The organism is Cellvibrio sp. (genome assembly GCF_039207905.1).
Lineage (GTDB): Bacteria > Pseudomonadota > Gammaproteobacteria > Pseudomonadales > Cellvibrionaceae > Cellvibrio.
In genome coordinates this window covers 1-15,210 of the sequence record NZ_JBCECX010000023.1, presented here as the reverse complement: position 1 = coordinate 15,210, position 15,210 = coordinate 1, and the positions used below count along the sequence as shown (strand labels likewise).

The window sequence follows — 15,210 nt, the reverse complement described above, 5'->3', positions numbered from 1 at the left end:
CACTTTGGCTAGACAAAAATATCCAGCACCAATACTCCCAGCAATCCCACCACACCAACAATGGTCTCCATTAACGACCAGGATTTGAATGTATCTTTCAAACTCAAATTAAAATATTCCTTGTACATCCAAAAGCCTGAATCATTCACGTGCGAACACATCAAACTACCGGCACCGATTGCCAGTACCATCAAGTTTGGATCTGCACCAGTCAGCGGAATAATCGGTGCAACGATTCCCGCAGCGGTTAAACCCGCAACAGTTGCCGAGCCGAGAGCAATACGAATAACAGTTGCAATCAACCAAGCTAACACCAAAGGATTAAGCGCAATATTTTCCAATGAGTGCGCCAGCTGTTCACTAACCCCACTCACTACCATCACTTGTTTAAGTGCACCTGCGCCCGCAACAATCAGCAATATCACGGCGATATCCTTAATCGCATCGCTATAGATATTCATCACTTTACCAATGCTCATACCGCGCTTGAGCCCAAGAGTAACTGTCGCAATAGCGAGTGCGATCATCAGCACTATCATCGAATTACTTAAAAATTTTGCTACGGGAGCTTCGGCAATTGCACTGGGCATGCAATAAATAGCAATGCTGCTGAGCGCAATTAACATCACGGGCAACAGCGCCGTAATAAAACTATTGGCTATACCCGGCAAATCACTTTCGGGCAAATCTGTAGGTTTGAAGGTGGCGAGCGGAGTGCTTTTAATGGATTTCAATGTCGATGAAAAAATCGGCCCCGCAATAATCATGGTCGGGATTGCGACCAGCAATCCGTAAAATAATGTAGTGCCCATACTCGCGCCGAATTGCGGAATTAATGCAACGGGTGACGGATGCGGAGGAAGGAAACCGTGAGTAACTGAAAGCGCTGCAAGCAGTGGAATACCTAAGTACACTGCGGGCAATTTAGTTTGGTACATCACCGAAAAAACCAGCGGCACCAAGAGCACAAAACCAACATTGTAAAATAGTGGGATACCTACAATAAAACCGGTGAGCATTAATGCCCAAGTAATATATTTTGGTCCGCACCAGCTCATCAAACTACGACTGATTTGCTGCGCCGCGCCCGACTCTGCTACAAGTTTTCCAAACATAGCGCCGAGGCACAAAATAATTGCCAGCGAGCCGAGCATCCCGCCGATGCCTGCTTCAATAGTGCCGGGAATTTGATCGAGTGGAATGCCAAGCATAATCGCCGCCGATATAGCGGAAACTAAAAAGGCAAGAAAGGGATTAAGTTTTAAACCGGTGATCAATACCACCAATATCAGGATTGCAATAACAACTGCAGCTATGGCCATGGTTCGCCCTTCTATATCGTTTTTTTAATTTTTTTGCTGGAGATGCAGAGAGTTGAAGCCCGTCATTTATCCCGGAGGCGTAGTAGGCGACCGTATGCAGCATGGATGCTGCATTCGAGCCTACATGGATGTATTCACGGCGTGTCGCAGACTACGCCTCCGGGATAAATGACGGACTCCAGCCTAGTGGCACCAAGCATGAGTGCGGTAAAACTAATTCATAAGGAACCAAACACCTGCATTAATTTACTTATTTTTGCATATTGCAGGTGCGGTCTTTTCAGCATCAACGTTATTAAAGTTTTCTTGCGCGAAATTTACGGCCTTTTAATTTTCCATCTGACAACTGCTTTAATGCAGCGCGCGCGATACTTTTATCTACTGCGACATACGCAGTGAAATCAAACATATCAATCTTGCCAATTTTTTCGAACGGAAGACCAGCGTCTTTAGTGAGCGCACCAATAATATCGCCAGGACGCAATTTATCTTTTTTCCCACCATCAATATTTAATGTAACCATCGCTGGTTCCGGAAAATTTTTCTTATCCCCCTGAGGTAAAGATTCAAGCGTGATAGTTTGTTTCATATAATCTTCGAGGCGATTAATTTTATGCACCTCTTTTTGCACTACCAGATTCAACGCCAATCCCGATGCACCCGCACGGCCGGTACGACCAATGCGATGCACATGCACTTCGCTGTCGCGCGCCAGATCGACGTTAATGACTGCGTCCAATCCTTTAATGTCGATGCCGCGTGCAGCAACATCGGTCGCAATCAACACCGAACAACTTTTGTTGGCAAAACGCACTAACACCTGATCGCGCTCGCGCTGTTCCAAGTCACCATGCAAGGCTAATGCATTCACATCTTGCTCTCGCAAATATTCAAGCAACTCATCGCATGCCACTTTGGTGTTACAAAATGCGATAGATGTTTCAGGGCGAAAATGGGCCAACACTTGTAACACTGCTTCATGGGTTTCATCGTCAGCACGCAGTTCGTAAAAATGTTGTTCAATATTTGTTTCAGAGTGGATTGATTCCACACTCACCATTTGTGGATCACGCTGACAGCGGGCACTGATTTTTTTAATGTCATCAGGATAAGTTGCCGAGAATAATAATGTCTGGCGATTTTCATTACAGGCGGCGAGCACTGTATCAATATCTTCAGCAAAGCCCATTTCCAGCATGCGATCAGCTTCATCCAAAACAAGTTGGTTCAAGCTATCGAGCTTTAATGTGCCTTTCGCAATATGATCAACAATACGGCCGGGAGTACCCACTACAATGTGGGCGCCGCGTTCCAGTGAGCCGATTTGTGGACCAATAGAAACACCACCGCAAAGTGTTAATACTTTTACATTGGGAGTTAAGCGTGCGAGGCGGCGAATTTCTTTAGCAACCTGATCTGCCAATTCGCGTGTGGGGCACAATACCAGCGCTTGCACACCGAAAAAGCGCACATTTAATTTTTCTAGCAGCGGAATACCGAATGCTGCGGTTTTACCGCTGCCGGTTTTTGCTTTGGCAATAATATCTTGCCCCTGCAACACCAATGGCAAACTTTGCGCCTGAATAGGTGTCATCTCGTTATAACCAAGTGATTCAAGGTTGGCGAGCATGGCTTCGCTGAGCGGTAATGTTGAAAAAGCAGTGGCAGTCACAGGCGTCTCGATAAATACATAATTGCGTGGATAATTGCGGCAGAATACCAGTAAAATCCGCGCAAGTCGCCCATTGACAGGGGCTGGATCAGCTATGGGATTAGATCATTTATTATGAAATCACACCGTTTATGCGCGCTTGTTGTTCCATCAATTGTTACATCAATGGCCACATCAATCACTACATCAGTCGCCGTGCTACTGCTAACCACAGCGACTGCTGTTAATGCGCAGGAAGAAACTAATAAAAAGTGGGAGCTGGGTTTAGGTGTTGGCGCAGTGGCCGGGCCGGACTATCGTGGCTCCGATGAGTACCGCAGTTTTATCAGCCCTATTCCTTATGTTGTTTATCGCGGAAAAGTAATTCGCTCTGATCGCGAAGGTATTCGCGGTAATTTTTTGCGCACTGACAAATACGAATTTACCTTGAGCGCCACCGCCGCCATTACGCCAGATTCAGATAAGAGCGAATTGCGCGAAGGCATGCCTGAATTAGGCTCCACTGTAGAGTTCGGCCCCTCATTTAATATCAATTTAACGGGACAGGATTTTTCGCGCGGCTGGCAATTGCATATTCCCTGGCGCGCTGTTTTTGCAATAGATGCAGATGAGTCCGGCTACATTGGTTCGGTATTCCAACCGCAATTGGTGTATCGCACAAAACTGGATGATTGGACATTTTCATATCGCGCAGGCATTAGTTACGCGAGCGACGATTACCATGATTATTATTACAGCGTGAATGAAAAATATGCTACCGAATCGCGCAGTTACTTTGAGGCCAGCGGTGGTTATAGCGGCTGGAATAATTTGGTAGCCTTAGGCCGCAGCTTTGATCACAACGGTATCAAAACCCGGCTCTCATTTTTTATTCGCTACGACAATATCAGCGGCACTGACTTTAATAAAAGTTCTCTGGTGAAAACCAACGATGTTTATCGCGGCGGTATTGCATTTATTTGGGTTATAAAATAATGCAGCGCTTTTTATAAGCGCCGCGACAATTTAAAGGCGTCGTAACATTTTATAAGCGCCGCAATAGGCCCAAGGTTTTAATCAATGGCATGGATTCAAATAAACCGGAAGCCTGCGCCAGTTTCCAAATTTCAAATGGCGGACGACCGCCATCGGCGGGATTGGGAAATACATCGTGAATAGCCAACCAACCACCGCGTACGACATGCGACGCCCAGGCGCGATAATCCGTTAACGCCGCTTCCATGCTGTGCCCTCCATCAATAAACACCAAGCTCAACGGAGTTGACCAATAGCGCGCAGCCAAATGCGATGGCGCAACTACCGATACGACACAATCCTCCAGATCGGCGCGCGCAAGTGTGTGGCGAAATTCGCGGAAGCTATCCATCTTTTCAAATTGTTTATCGTACAGCGCAGGATCATGATACTCCTCGCCCAATTGATGTTCCTCTGATCCACGGTGATGATCCACCGCAAACAAAACATTGCCCGCTTTCTTACAAGCGCTGCCGAGATAAACGGTAGACTTGCCGCAGTAGCTGCCAATTTCCAACACCGGGCCGAGCGCAGCAACTGCTAGCGCATGCTCGTACAAGGCCGCGCCTTCATCTTTATCCAAAAAACCTTTTACTGAATCTATATCGATTGGCAGCATAACTATTCTCGCTCATAATCATTCCCCTAATATTATCAGATACGAGCCCACTCATGCGGCGCAGCAATACTCCCTATTTTATCAAGCGACTTTATAAAACCATCAACAGTTGGTATGTGGCTCGTTTTATCGCGCCGCAATTTGATAGTTTGGGAACCACACCTGAAATCGCCCATCCACGCAGCCTGGTTATTTTTGGGCGCAATATTCACTTGGGCAAATACGCGCAAATTATTTGCTCCAGCGATAACTGTGTGCGCTTTACAACCTGGCCAAGCAAACAAGCGGATGCACAAATCATTATTGGCGATTATTGTTTGATCTCACCCGGCGTGCGTATTTCTGCCGCGCAATCTATCCGCATTGGCGACAATTGCATGTTCGCGGCAAATGTGATTATTAGCGATAGCGACTGGCATGGGATTTATAATCGCATTCGCCCTTTTCGCTGCACCAAGCCGGTCACGATTGAAAATAATGTGTGGCTCGGCGAGCGAGTGATTGTAATCAAAGGCGTCACCATCGGTGAGAATTCTGTTATAGGCGCAGGCTCGGTTGTAACCAAAAATATTCCACCTAATTCTGTTGCTGCGGGCAATCCGGCGCGCATCATTAAAACGATCAATCCCAATCGGCGCATGCTGAAGCGGGAATTATTATTTAATGATCCGGAGCATTATTTTTATAATCAGGATCAATTGGATAAATATATGCTTGGCAATAATGGTTGGCTAAACTGGTTGCGTAGCCTGTGGAAACCCAATCATCAGGATTAACTGACAGAAACAAAAATGCGTAATTTGATCGCCCCTACTTATTCCACCACCGGACCGACAGTAGATATGTTGGGGCATTTGGGTTTTCGCAGTTTTATGCCGCATCCCTATTTGCAAACCTGGGTGCAGCGCTATTGGGTCGCACGGCAGCCACGCATACCGGAGCAGGGGTTCATCGAAAAACTTTATCCCGACGGCGGCACCAATCTCAATTTTCGTTTCATCCCCAACCAGTTACCCGATGTCAGCTTCAATGCATTCCACACATTTCACACCATGGAATTTCAAGGCAGTGTAGATTTGCTCGGCATACGCTTTCATCCCGGCGGTGCATTCCAATTATTTGGTTTGGAGATGTCGGCATTGATCGGCAACGTGCACAGCGCAAATGATCTGGACACGGATTTAAATAATCAGCAACTACTCGATCTACGCGAAGGCCTGAGCGAAGCAACTAGCATCGCCAAACGTATTGGTTTAATTGACGACTGGCTGCTGCAACAGGCAGCGCAACGCCTCGCCGAATCCGGGCCAATCCAGCATTTGCTACCGCGCCTGCCCGACTCATTAGACTCTATCGAAACCATGAGCGCAGAGGTCAGCATGAGCCGGCGCCAGCTGGAACGACGCTTTCAGCAAGAAGTGGGATTAACGATGGTATATGTCAAACAATTGCAGCGCATTAGAAAAGCGCGGCAATTGATTGGCCTCAATCCCGAGCGCCCGCTGGTGGATATTGCCTATGAAGCGGGGTTCTACGACCAGGCGCATTTCAACCGGCAATTCCAGAAGATTAACCAGCAAACCCCAGGGCAATATCGCGACCGGAAACGCGCACAAAAAGAGCCCACCAAGGACATTGAGTAGATTTGCGTAATTCCTCAACGATGTCGCAAAAATACAATCCGATTTAAACCCCGCGCGGCATTATGGCTCCAACAACCCAACTACGGAGTCCATCATGAAAGAACGCATCGCTTACTCAAAAGTCTACAATCTGCAACCTGTACTAGCCAAAACCTTAATGGAGCTGGGTGATACTGCAGCAAAGAACATCGACCACTCGATTATCCATTTGGTAAAACTGCGCGCATCGCAAATAAACGGCTGCGCCTTCTGCCAGCACATGCATGCCAATGAGGCGCGCAAAGACGGCGAACAACAAAGCCGCCTGGATGTGCTGCCAGCATGGAAAGAAGTACCGGTTTTTTCTGACCGCGAACGCGCCGCACTCGCTTGGACCGAAAAACTGACGTTAGTCGCTAACCACGAAATCCATGACGAAGATTTTGCGCTTGTGCGCGAGCAATTTAGCGAAGAAGAAATCGTAAACCTGACCGCAGCAATTGTGACAATTAATGCATGGAACCGTATTGCTGTTGGTTTCCATTTTATTCCGAACATTAAATAGCACTCACTCAAGGAGATCTTATGCTGATATTTCGCTGGTATTTATTATTGCTGGCATTTGCATCAATCGGACTGCAGGCTAATCCCCTGCAGCTCGATGAACAATATGCTGTATTTGACGGACAACCCGTGAACTTAAAAGAAGTCATTGGGCATAAGCCTGTTTATATAAAATTTTGGGCCACCTGGTGCCTTGATTGCAGAAAAGAGCTGCCGAGCTTACAAAAAACTTATGAGCAATATCGCGATACAATTGCAATTTATGCAGTCAACCTGAACATCAATGAAACCGACGAATACATTCGCACGCTGCAACAAAAACACAAGTTGTCCATTCCAATCGTAATGGACAATAACGGTTCTATTGCCAGTAACTTCCAATTCCACGGCACACCGTTTCATGTATTAATCAATGCACAAGGTGAAGTGGTATATACAACTTACAAGGATGACGCGGCATTGCAGCAGCAACTGCAACAATTAGCCAACCCCGGTAAAAATATCACCACTCTGACCAAAACCATAACTCAGGAAAAGCAAACAGCTGCTATTCCATCCACGGGTTTATCCCTCGTTTATTTTTCAGCGACCTGGTGCGATTGGTATATGAAAGATATTCACCCGGAAATGACCCCAAATTGCCTCGGCGCAATTAAATTGGTGAATAGTCTGCATCAACAGTTACCGCAGCTTTCATTGCAGGCTTACGTCACGCACCTATGGACCGAGCAAAAAGATGTGGATGACTATGTGAAGAAGTTTTCGATTGTTTATCCGGTAAACATCGATTCCGACAATCGTATTGCCCAGCATTACCGCAGCAACGAGTATCCAACACTGTTAGTAATTAACAATGGCAAAGAAATTAACCGCTTTACCAAATTCGATTCGCCAGCCGAAATAACAAAAACCATCACAACCTTAGCGACAAAAAAGTAGGGGATTTTTGAAGGGTAGCCAAAACGCCGCGAGTAGCGTTTTGGTATTCTATTTCAGGTGCTACCAACTTGAATGCTGAAAGGCTACAAATCCAGCGCCACACGCAATAACGCTGCAACTGAAATACCATCGGTAATGTCACTGCGCTTTACCATTTCTATCGCTTCGCGTAGTGGAAGCTTCTTATATTCGATATCCTCGGTTGCTTCCAACTGCTGTTGGCCAGCAAACAAATCGCGCGCAACAAAAACCACACAGAATTCGTCCGTAACTGAGTTGGACAAATGCATCGTCATTAACTCTTGCCAATTATTAGCCTGTAGACCAACTTCTTCTTCCAATTCACGCTTTGCAGCATTGAGTGGACTTTCGCCATGAGGGCAACCGCCTTCTGGAATTTCCCATGTGTACTGATTGAGTGTGTAGCGACTTTGTTTTACCAACCACGTGTTGCCTTCATTATCAATAGGCACCACACCAATGGCAGTATTTTTGAAATGCACCACACCGTAAATACCATCAGTGCCTTTGGGGGTAATCACTTCTTCATGCGATACTTTAATCCACGGATTTTCATAAGCCACTACCGACGTTTTGGTTTTCCATCCACCGGTTTTTTCTGCAAGGAATTTTTCACTCATCGTACAATCTCTGGCAATTACTTTTTAATGTTCGCACACGCGAACTATGAGCAAGCTCTGTGTAGGATATAAGTTTTAAAAGTGATGGAAAAATAGTTAGAGTGAAAGTCACGCATCAAAAAATTAATGCACACGATGCGGATCTAACTCAACCTGAGTGATATACGAACCCAACATCACAACACGGCCAAAGTATCGATCTGCCCCCGACACGGTAAATTCAAAATAAAATGCACGCCACAAAAGTAATCGCCCCGACTCACCGCGTTTAAACCAAAGACGGCGCAGGTAAACACTTTCATCGAGCATTTGCACTTCCATTTCTGCACAACGCTTTTGCGCTGCAACATATGCGCGCTCCTTAACACGCAAGGCATCGCGCCAATAAAAAACAGTGACAACAATAAGGGCAAGCCAGAGGACTGATTGCAGATCAAACATGAGGGAGGGCCGATGAGAGAAACAAAAGAATCCATATCGCGTAAGCGATGGAAATGTAACGCGGCGGTTAGTTACAAAAGAATCGAGCTATACCCGTTTTTTGCAACTGGAGCCCTAAAACAGCAAAGGGTGATTGATTGCTCAATCACCCTTTTCGGAACTCACTCAAATTAGAGTGGAGTTACGTTTTCTGCTTGTGGACCCTTTTGACCTTGGGTAACTTCGAAAGTCACTTTCTGACCTTCTTTCAAGGTTTTACGGCCGTTGCCGTTGATTGCACGGAAGTGTACAAATACATCTGCACCACCTTCACGCTCAATAAAACCATAACCCTTGTCATCGTTGAACCATTTAACAACACCAGAGACTAGATCTGACATAGCTTCCTCATCTTGCATCTAAAACGTCAGCGTAGCTGACCGAACAAAATAACCGACTTTACTAAAAGCCAGAGTGAAATAGCCTGTAATAAAGCTATTGCTCAGGTCGTGGTACGTCCAAGTGTCTTGAGCAAGCAATCGGTTGTCTTACAAAAGTCTAGTCTTGGGGCGGATCTCAATCTGTAGCAGTTCAAAATTAAAACACTAGACCTTGCAGAGTCAAGCAGTTATCAGCGAATTTAGAGAATATCGACACTTTTTGTAATGCTGTGTAAGAGGCACACATTTAATCGGGCATTTTGGGGTCGTTATCGCTTTCTTTGCCATTATTTTGTGCAGATTTTGCGTTAGCTTTGCCCAATATCTCGTGCAAAAACAGTGCAACAGGAACCACCATAAATCCAATCATCATTGCGTGGCGCTTAATACTTTGAAATTCGTAACCTTGTTTTGCTAATTGATAGCATGCAAGCCCCCACGCAGCGGCCGCAAAATAACCCCAGCGCCAATGTTTGAAAACGGACCAGGCAATTATGGCGGTTACACACGCCAAAAATAATCCGTACACATTCAGGAATGAAATAAATCCAACGACAGCCCCTACTAAAACAATTAATAAAAGGACATTTAATATGTTTGCAACAATCCGCAGTTTCGACATAAATACTTCTTCAAAAAATGTTACTTTTCTACACCATTAATCCGAACTGGATTTACCTTTACCACGCCAGTCCTGATATTTTTTATGTACACCGCGGGTAAATGCCTGGGAATAATCTTCCAGGAAGTCCACACCCACGAGCACGAGAATAACAACCAGCGATAATTTTATCGCCACCAGGTTGTAGCCTATAGCAATCACCACGCCGATTGAGGCCAGCATCCAGATAGTCGCCGCCGAAGTAACGCCCAACACAAAACCATCGCGCGCCAACATTACCCCCGCGCCCAAAAATCCGATCCCGGTAATCACCTGTCCGATGATGCGCGATGGATCTGTGACGACTTTTTCCGGCCCCGCTAAATGCCCGGAGACATAAAGAGAGGCGGCAATAAAAATGTAGGTGCCGAGGGTAATCAGGGATGAGGTGCGAATACCGACCGGCTTGCCGCGCAATTGGCGTTCGATGCCGATAATGCTGCCGCACAGCAACGCTGTGCCAATGGATGTCCAATCAAACGGCGCTATGGTGAATACCGAATCCAGCTCCATAGATTTACCTCACTTGCATCGGTCAGGACACACCCAATGCGGTATTGATGATAATTTTTTTAATCGCTGCTACCGAGTTTAGTTGGCGCATGCCGGTATTGCGCAGCCAATTTACTGCGAGCGAACGACTGCCAAACAAACGCTTGAAGCCCTCCATCGCCGACATCATGCCCAGATTGCCCGCCAGACGCTGGCGTTGGTAGCGGCGCAATATCGAGTAATCCGCAAGCGGGATACCGCGCGCAAGGCCACGCTCGATTTCCTGCGCAAGCGCAATAACATCCAACAAACCTAAATTCACACCCTGCCCGGCGAGCGGGTGGATGTTGTGCGCAGCATCGCCGACCAGTGCAATTCCGGGTTGGATATAGGTGGTCGCATGGCGCTGGCGCAAGGGAATGGCGAAGCGTTTATCGCAAGCGACTACTTGCCCTAAACGATGCTCAAATGCATCGCTGAGGCGCGCGCAAAACGCTGCGTCATCAAGTGCAATTAATTCAGCCGCTAGAGTTTCATCAGCTGACCAGACAATAGAACATTGGTGTGCATCGCCGTTGTTTTGTAGCGGTAAAAAAGCCAGCGGCCCGGTATGCATAAACCGTTGCCACGCAGTGAATTCATGGGGCTGTTCAGTGCGCACGGTAGTAATAATCGCCTGCTGACCGTAGTCCCATTCGCGCGTAGAAAATTCGGCCAGCTCACGCACTTTGGATTGCGAACCATCGGCAGCAATTAATAGCGGCGCGGTAATTTCTTTACCATTGGATAATTGCACTCGCACGCGCGGAAACTCGGCTTGCGCAGGAATAACTTGCGCAACAGCAACCGGTTGGATCAGGAAAATATTTTGATGCTGCGCCATACGTGCACGCAATTGATTCACGATCACCGAGTTTTCAACGATATGACCGAGGTGGTTTTGCTGTACTTCGGCGCAATCAAATTCAATTGCTGCGGTGCCCTCACCATCCCAGACTTTCATTTCGCGATAGGCACAGACACGCTGCGCAACAATGTCACTCCAGCAGCCAATATCCATTAACAGTTGTTGCGATGCATGAGTGAGGGCAACAACGCGCGGATCGAAGTGCTCACCGCTAAAATGTTGCGTATCTGTGTTGGCTTCGATAACCGCAATTCGCAGATCGCGCGCAACGTCTGTTTGCGCAATAGCACAGGCGAGCGATGCACCGACCAAACCAGCGCCGACGATAATCACATCGTAATCAGGATTATCCGTTTGCTCGGCATGCGTATTTTGATCAACAACCGCACTGCTTTTAGTTACTGTTTTTTCGTTAGCGGATTCATCCAGCAACCAGCGAAATTGACGACCGGCAGTGCCCATTGTTTGCGCGATAAACTGGTTTTTAATTAGCGGAATTGATTCAAGACTTAATAATCCGAGATGGCGGATGGCAATCAATGGCAGTTGGTCGCTAGAAAACAAGCGCACTAGTTTATCGCTAAACTCGATGGTGATTTGTTGGTCGAGCTTTTGTTTATCGAGATAATTCTGCAATACCGCCAAATCGCCGGGTGATTGTTTTTGTGCAATCGCCTGACGCAGGGTTTCCACCAGGCAGACACAATCGCGCAGCGCCAAATTAAACCCCTGCCCGGCAACCGGATGCAAAAAATGCGCGGCATTTCCCAACAACACCAGATGCGAGCGAATTTGTTCTTCCGCCAAAACCAATTGCAACGGATAAGCATAACGTTTGGCAACGCGATTGAATCGCCCTACTCGAAAACCAAATCGCTCTTGCAACTGCGCAAGAAAATCTGCATCGCTCAGCGAAAAAATTTCATCTGCCTGTGCTGTGGGCAACGTCCACACCAATGCCGATTGCTGAGCACTACTGGATTCACCTAACGGCAAAAGCGCAACGGGACCATCGGCAGTAAAGCGCTCGTAAGCAACGCCATTATGCGGCTCGGAAAATTCTACGTTGGTGATAATTGCAGTCTGCCCATAGGTACGCACTTGCGTGCCTATACCCAATGAAGTGCGCAGTGGTGAATCACCTCCGTCAGCAATTACCGCGAGCGATGCCTTGATCAGCAATTCTTGCGCATCAGTTTTAACACTGAGCAGCGCAGAATCCTGTTGCGGTGTTAAACGCGAAACGGTTGCCGAAGTGAAACACTGGATATTCTGCTGTAATTGCACGTGCGCAAGTAAAATTTTACCCAGCCAGGCATTTTCGACAACATAGCCGACCGCGGCGAGATTATTTTCTGCCGCGTCAATAACGCCGCCGAGAAAATGTCCGCGATCCGACACATGCACCTGTGAAATTGGTGTGATGTGTTGCTGCAATAATTCCCACAATCCCAGCTCGCGCAAAATTGCGGCGGTGCCGTAAGAGAGTGCAGTGGAGCGCGCATCAAAACTGGGTTGAAAATGAATTTCATCGGCTTGGGCAAAGGGCTGTGCTTCAAGCAATGCAATGCGCAATTGGGGTTGGCTGGCGGCAAGTAAACTGGCGAGACTGGTACCCACCATGCCGCCGCCGATAATAGCGATATCAAATTCGAGGGTTTGAGTCTGGATTGGGGTCATGATCTTGACCTGAGTTAATCGCTCCCACGCAAAGCCCGGGAGCGAGAAAATATTTACACAGCCATCAAGGCTTCAATTTCGGCAACGGTTTTAGGTACATCTTTGGTGAGCACTTCATTGCCGTCTTTGGTGATGACAACATCGTCTTCAATACGAATGCCGATGCCGCGCCATTTTTTCGCAACGCGTTCGTTATCAGGTGCGACGTAAATGCCCGGCTCTACGGTCATCACCATGCCCGGTTCGAGCACGCGCCATTCGCCGCCGACTTTGTAGTCACCGACATCATGCACGTCCATTCCCAACCAGTGGCCGGCGCGATGCATATAAAATTCTTTGTAGGCTTCGCTTTTAATTAATTCGCTTACATCACCTTCGAGCAAACCAATTTTTACCAGACCTTCGGTGATCACACGCACAGTAGCTTCGTGGGGATCATTCCAATGCTTGCCCGGTTTGCATTCGGCGATTGCTTCAAGCTGAGCTTGCAAACAAATATCGTAGAGTGCTTTTTGTTCGGGAGAAAATTTTCCGTTGACGGGAAAAGTGCGGGTGATATCAGCGGCGTAGTAATCCAGTTCGCAACCGGCATCAATCAATACCAGATCGCCATTTTTTAGCGGGGCGGAATTTTCGATGTAATGCAAAATGCAGCCATTTTTTCCACCGCCAACAATACTGTTGTAGGCGGGAAAACGCGCGCCGCTCATTTGGAATTCGTGCAGGATTTCGGCTTCGAGTTGATATTCCATCACCCCAGCCTTGCTCGCTTTCATTGCGCGTACATGGGCGCGTGCAGAAATTTCGCCAGCTTCTTTCATTACGCGCAATTCGGCGGCGCTTTTAAATAAACGCATGTCATTTAAGAAGTGGCTTAAATCAAGAAATTCACCCGGTGGCGTTGCGCCGGAGCGCACTTTGGCGCGGATGGTATTGACCCAATCCATCACGTGCTTATCAAATTCACTGTCTTTGCCCATCGCGTAATAAACGCGCTGCTTGCCTTCCAGCAGGCCCGGTAAAATATCGTCGATGTCGTCAATCGGAAATGCATCGTCTGCTTCAAATTCGCTGCACGCGCCTTCGGGTCCCGCGCGATATCCATCCCAAATTTCCCGCTCGCGATTGCGCTCGCGCACGAACAATACATATTCACCATGCTCACGGCCAGGAATTAACACCAACACCGCTTGCGGCTCTTCAAAGCCGGACAAATATAAAAAGTCGCTGTTCTGGCGATAGTGATATTCGGTATCGCGGCTGCGATTGCGCTCGGGTGCGGCGGGCACTATGGCAATGGAGTTTGGCTCCATATGCGCCATCAACATTTTGCGGCGGCGGGCAAATTCAGTTTTGGAAATTCTCATAAAGGCACTCGCAAACAATTAATGCAATTGATTAGACGCTGGCGCCATGCTCGCAGGATTTACGCCTTCGGCATGTTCGGCTGAAAATTCAAAATACAGTGAGTTGACGACTACGCGGACATACTCAGTGACTTCCATATAATCCGATTCCGCGCTCGGCTCATCCTCTTCATCATCCGCCTGGATTTGGACGATATTGACAATATCCTCCAACATTTCTTCAAACTCTTCGCTGATAACGCGCTTGCCTTGGTGATCAACGCTGCCGAAGCCAGTGAGAAAACCGTGGCACCACTCGCTCAGGGCGCGCACGCGTTCGTTGAGGGTGTTGTCGTCATCGGGCAACATCAACTTCAAACTGAATTGGCCGCGCAATTGATCGCAGGTGGTGTGGTAGAGACGGCTCAATGCGACGCGCACTTGCTCGTCCGGTGCGGCGATAAAATCGAGGAACTCAACCGCCTCCAACAACCAGCTGATTTCCGTGAGCTGTGCACCACCGGCTAATTTGCCGCACAGCAAACCGTGCAACTCAGAGGGACTATTCAGGGTGCCGAGGGGTGCCAACAGGTTGGCAAGATCGTCAAAATTCAGGGGAGTGAGCAGTTGTTCGGGGGAATTTGTATCGTTCATAGTTGTCTCTCATCGCAATGGGCGAATGCTATCACGATTGGCCTTGGCGGCTCTGCAAACTTTTATATAGCCTTTTATAAGGTTGATGCCGCTCAAGTAAAACCTGTTTGTTTATCATTTGATAACAATCAACTTCTCGAATTCACATTAACTTGGGTCGCGCGATTGACCACCCGTCGAGCGCACAATATAGTGGGCGACCCGCGCTATTTTATTG

General features: G+C 47.5%; 16 protein-coding genes. 5 read left to right on the top strand and 11 right to left on the bottom strand.

Annotated elements, in window-relative coordinates; genetic code table 11:
- Positions 1 to 8: 8 nt before the first annotated feature.
- Both AAGC78_RS14425 and dbpA read right to left on the bottom strand, forming a co-directional pair.
- Positions 9 to 1,322 (bottom strand): gluconate:H+ symporter, encoded by a 1,314-nt coding sequence (locus AAGC78_RS14425; protein ID WP_435784797.1) that lies wholly within the window; start codon positions 1,320 to 1,322, stop codon positions 9 to 11.
- 295 nt (positions 1,323 to 1,617) lie between these two features.
- A complete protein-coding gene (gene dbpA / locus AAGC78_RS14420; protein ID WP_435784796.1) occupies positions 1,618 to 2,994 on the bottom strand; it encodes an ATP-dependent RNA helicase DbpA in 1,377 nt (458 codons plus the stop codon).
- Positions 2,995 to 3,108: 114 nt separating this feature from the next.
- Here dbpA and AAGC78_RS14415 point away from each other — a divergent pair, with 114 nt between their 5' ends.
- Positions 3,109 to 3,969: a MipA/OmpV family protein gene (locus AAGC78_RS14415; RefSeq protein ID WP_435784795.1), complete on the top strand. Its 861-nt coding sequence runs from the start codon at positions 3,109 to 3,111 to the stop codon at positions 3,967 to 3,969.
- 49 nt (positions 3,970 to 4,018) lie between these two features.
- On the opposite strand, the gene AAGC78_RS14410 is transcribed toward AAGC78_RS14415, so the two are convergent.
- On the bottom strand, positions 4,019 to 4,627 hold the full coding sequence (locus tag AAGC78_RS14410; RefSeq protein ID WP_435784794.1) for a class I SAM-dependent methyltransferase: 609 nt from the start codon (positions 4,625 to 4,627) through the stop codon (positions 4,019 to 4,021).
- 53 nt (positions 4,628 to 4,680) lie between these two features.
- Here AAGC78_RS14410 and AAGC78_RS14405 point away from each other — a divergent pair, with 53 nt between their 5' ends.
- From AAGC78_RS14405 to AAGC78_RS14390, 4 genes are all read left to right on the top strand, one after another.
- The gene (locus AAGC78_RS14405; protein WP_435784793.1) at positions 4,681 to 5,403 is read left to right on the top strand and encodes an acyltransferase; all 723 of its coding nucleotides are present in this window, start codon (positions 4,681 to 4,683) and stop codon (positions 5,401 to 5,403) included.
- A 15-nt stretch (positions 5,404 to 5,418) separates the two neighbouring features.
- Positions 5,419 to 6,270: a helix-turn-helix domain-containing protein gene (locus AAGC78_RS14400; RefSeq protein ID WP_435784792.1), complete on the top strand. Its 852-nt coding sequence runs from the start codon at positions 5,419 to 5,421 to the stop codon at positions 6,268 to 6,270.
- Between the two features lie 94 nt (positions 6,271 to 6,364).
- Positions 6,365 to 6,814 (top strand): carboxymuconolactone decarboxylase family protein, encoded by a 450-nt coding sequence (locus AAGC78_RS14395; protein WP_435784791.1) that lies wholly within the window; start codon positions 6,365 to 6,367, stop codon positions 6,812 to 6,814.
- A gap of 20 nt (positions 6,815 to 6,834) precedes the next feature.
- Entirely contained in the window at positions 6,835 to 7,752 is a 918-nt protein-coding gene (locus AAGC78_RS14390) for a TlpA family protein disulfide reductase (protein ID WP_435784790.1), read from the top strand.
- 83 nt (positions 7,753 to 7,835) lie between these two features.
- Here the strand turns inward: AAGC78_RS14390 and AAGC78_RS14385 are convergent, their stop codons facing one another.
- The 8 genes from AAGC78_RS14385 to AAGC78_RS14350 all read right to left on the bottom strand — a co-directional run bounded on the left by AAGC78_RS14385 (position 7,836) and on the right by AAGC78_RS14350 (position 14,993).
- Positions 7,836 to 8,393, bottom strand: a complete 558-nt coding sequence (locus AAGC78_RS14385; protein ID WP_435784789.1) for an NUDIX domain-containing protein — start codon at positions 8,391 to 8,393, stop codon at positions 7,836 to 7,838.
- Between the two features lie 123 nt (positions 8,394 to 8,516).
- Positions 8,517 to 8,834, bottom strand: coding sequence for a DUF3301 domain-containing protein (locus AAGC78_RS14380; RefSeq protein ID WP_435784788.1), 318 nt, complete (start codon positions 8,832 to 8,834; stop codon positions 8,517 to 8,519).
- Between the two features lie 170 nt (positions 8,835 to 9,004).
- The gene (locus AAGC78_RS14375) at positions 9,005 to 9,214 is read right to left on the bottom strand and encodes a cold-shock protein (protein ID WP_039912329.1); all 210 of its coding nucleotides are present in this window, start codon (positions 9,212 to 9,214) and stop codon (positions 9,005 to 9,007) included.
- 286 nt (positions 9,215 to 9,500) lie between these two features.
- The gene (locus AAGC78_RS14370) at positions 9,501 to 9,875 is read right to left on the bottom strand and encodes a hypothetical protein (RefSeq protein ID WP_435784787.1); all 375 of its coding nucleotides are present in this window, start codon (positions 9,873 to 9,875) and stop codon (positions 9,501 to 9,503) included.
- Positions 9,876 to 9,911: 36 nt separating this feature from the next.
- On the bottom strand, positions 9,912 to 10,427 hold the full coding sequence (locus tag AAGC78_RS14365; protein ID WP_435784786.1) for an MgtC/SapB family protein: 516 nt from the start codon (positions 10,425 to 10,427) through the stop codon (positions 9,912 to 9,914).
- A gap of 22 nt (positions 10,428 to 10,449) precedes the next feature.
- Positions 10,450 to 12,993, bottom strand: coding sequence for a 2-octaprenyl-6-methoxyphenyl hydroxylase (gene ubiH, locus AAGC78_RS14360; RefSeq protein WP_435784785.1), 2,544 nt, complete (start codon positions 12,991 to 12,993; stop codon positions 10,450 to 10,452).
- 53 nt (positions 12,994 to 13,046) lie between these two features.
- Positions 13,047 to 14,360, bottom strand: a complete 1,314-nt coding sequence (pepP, locus tag AAGC78_RS14355) for a Xaa-Pro aminopeptidase (RefSeq protein ID WP_435784784.1) — start codon at positions 14,358 to 14,360, stop codon at positions 13,047 to 13,049.
- Positions 14,361 to 14,378: 18 nt separating this feature from the next.
- The gene (locus AAGC78_RS14350; RefSeq protein WP_435784783.1) at positions 14,379 to 14,993 is read right to left on the bottom strand and encodes a UPF0149 family protein; all 615 of its coding nucleotides are present in this window, start codon (positions 14,991 to 14,993) and stop codon (positions 14,379 to 14,381) included.
- Positions 14,994 to 15,210 lie beyond the last annotated feature (217 nt).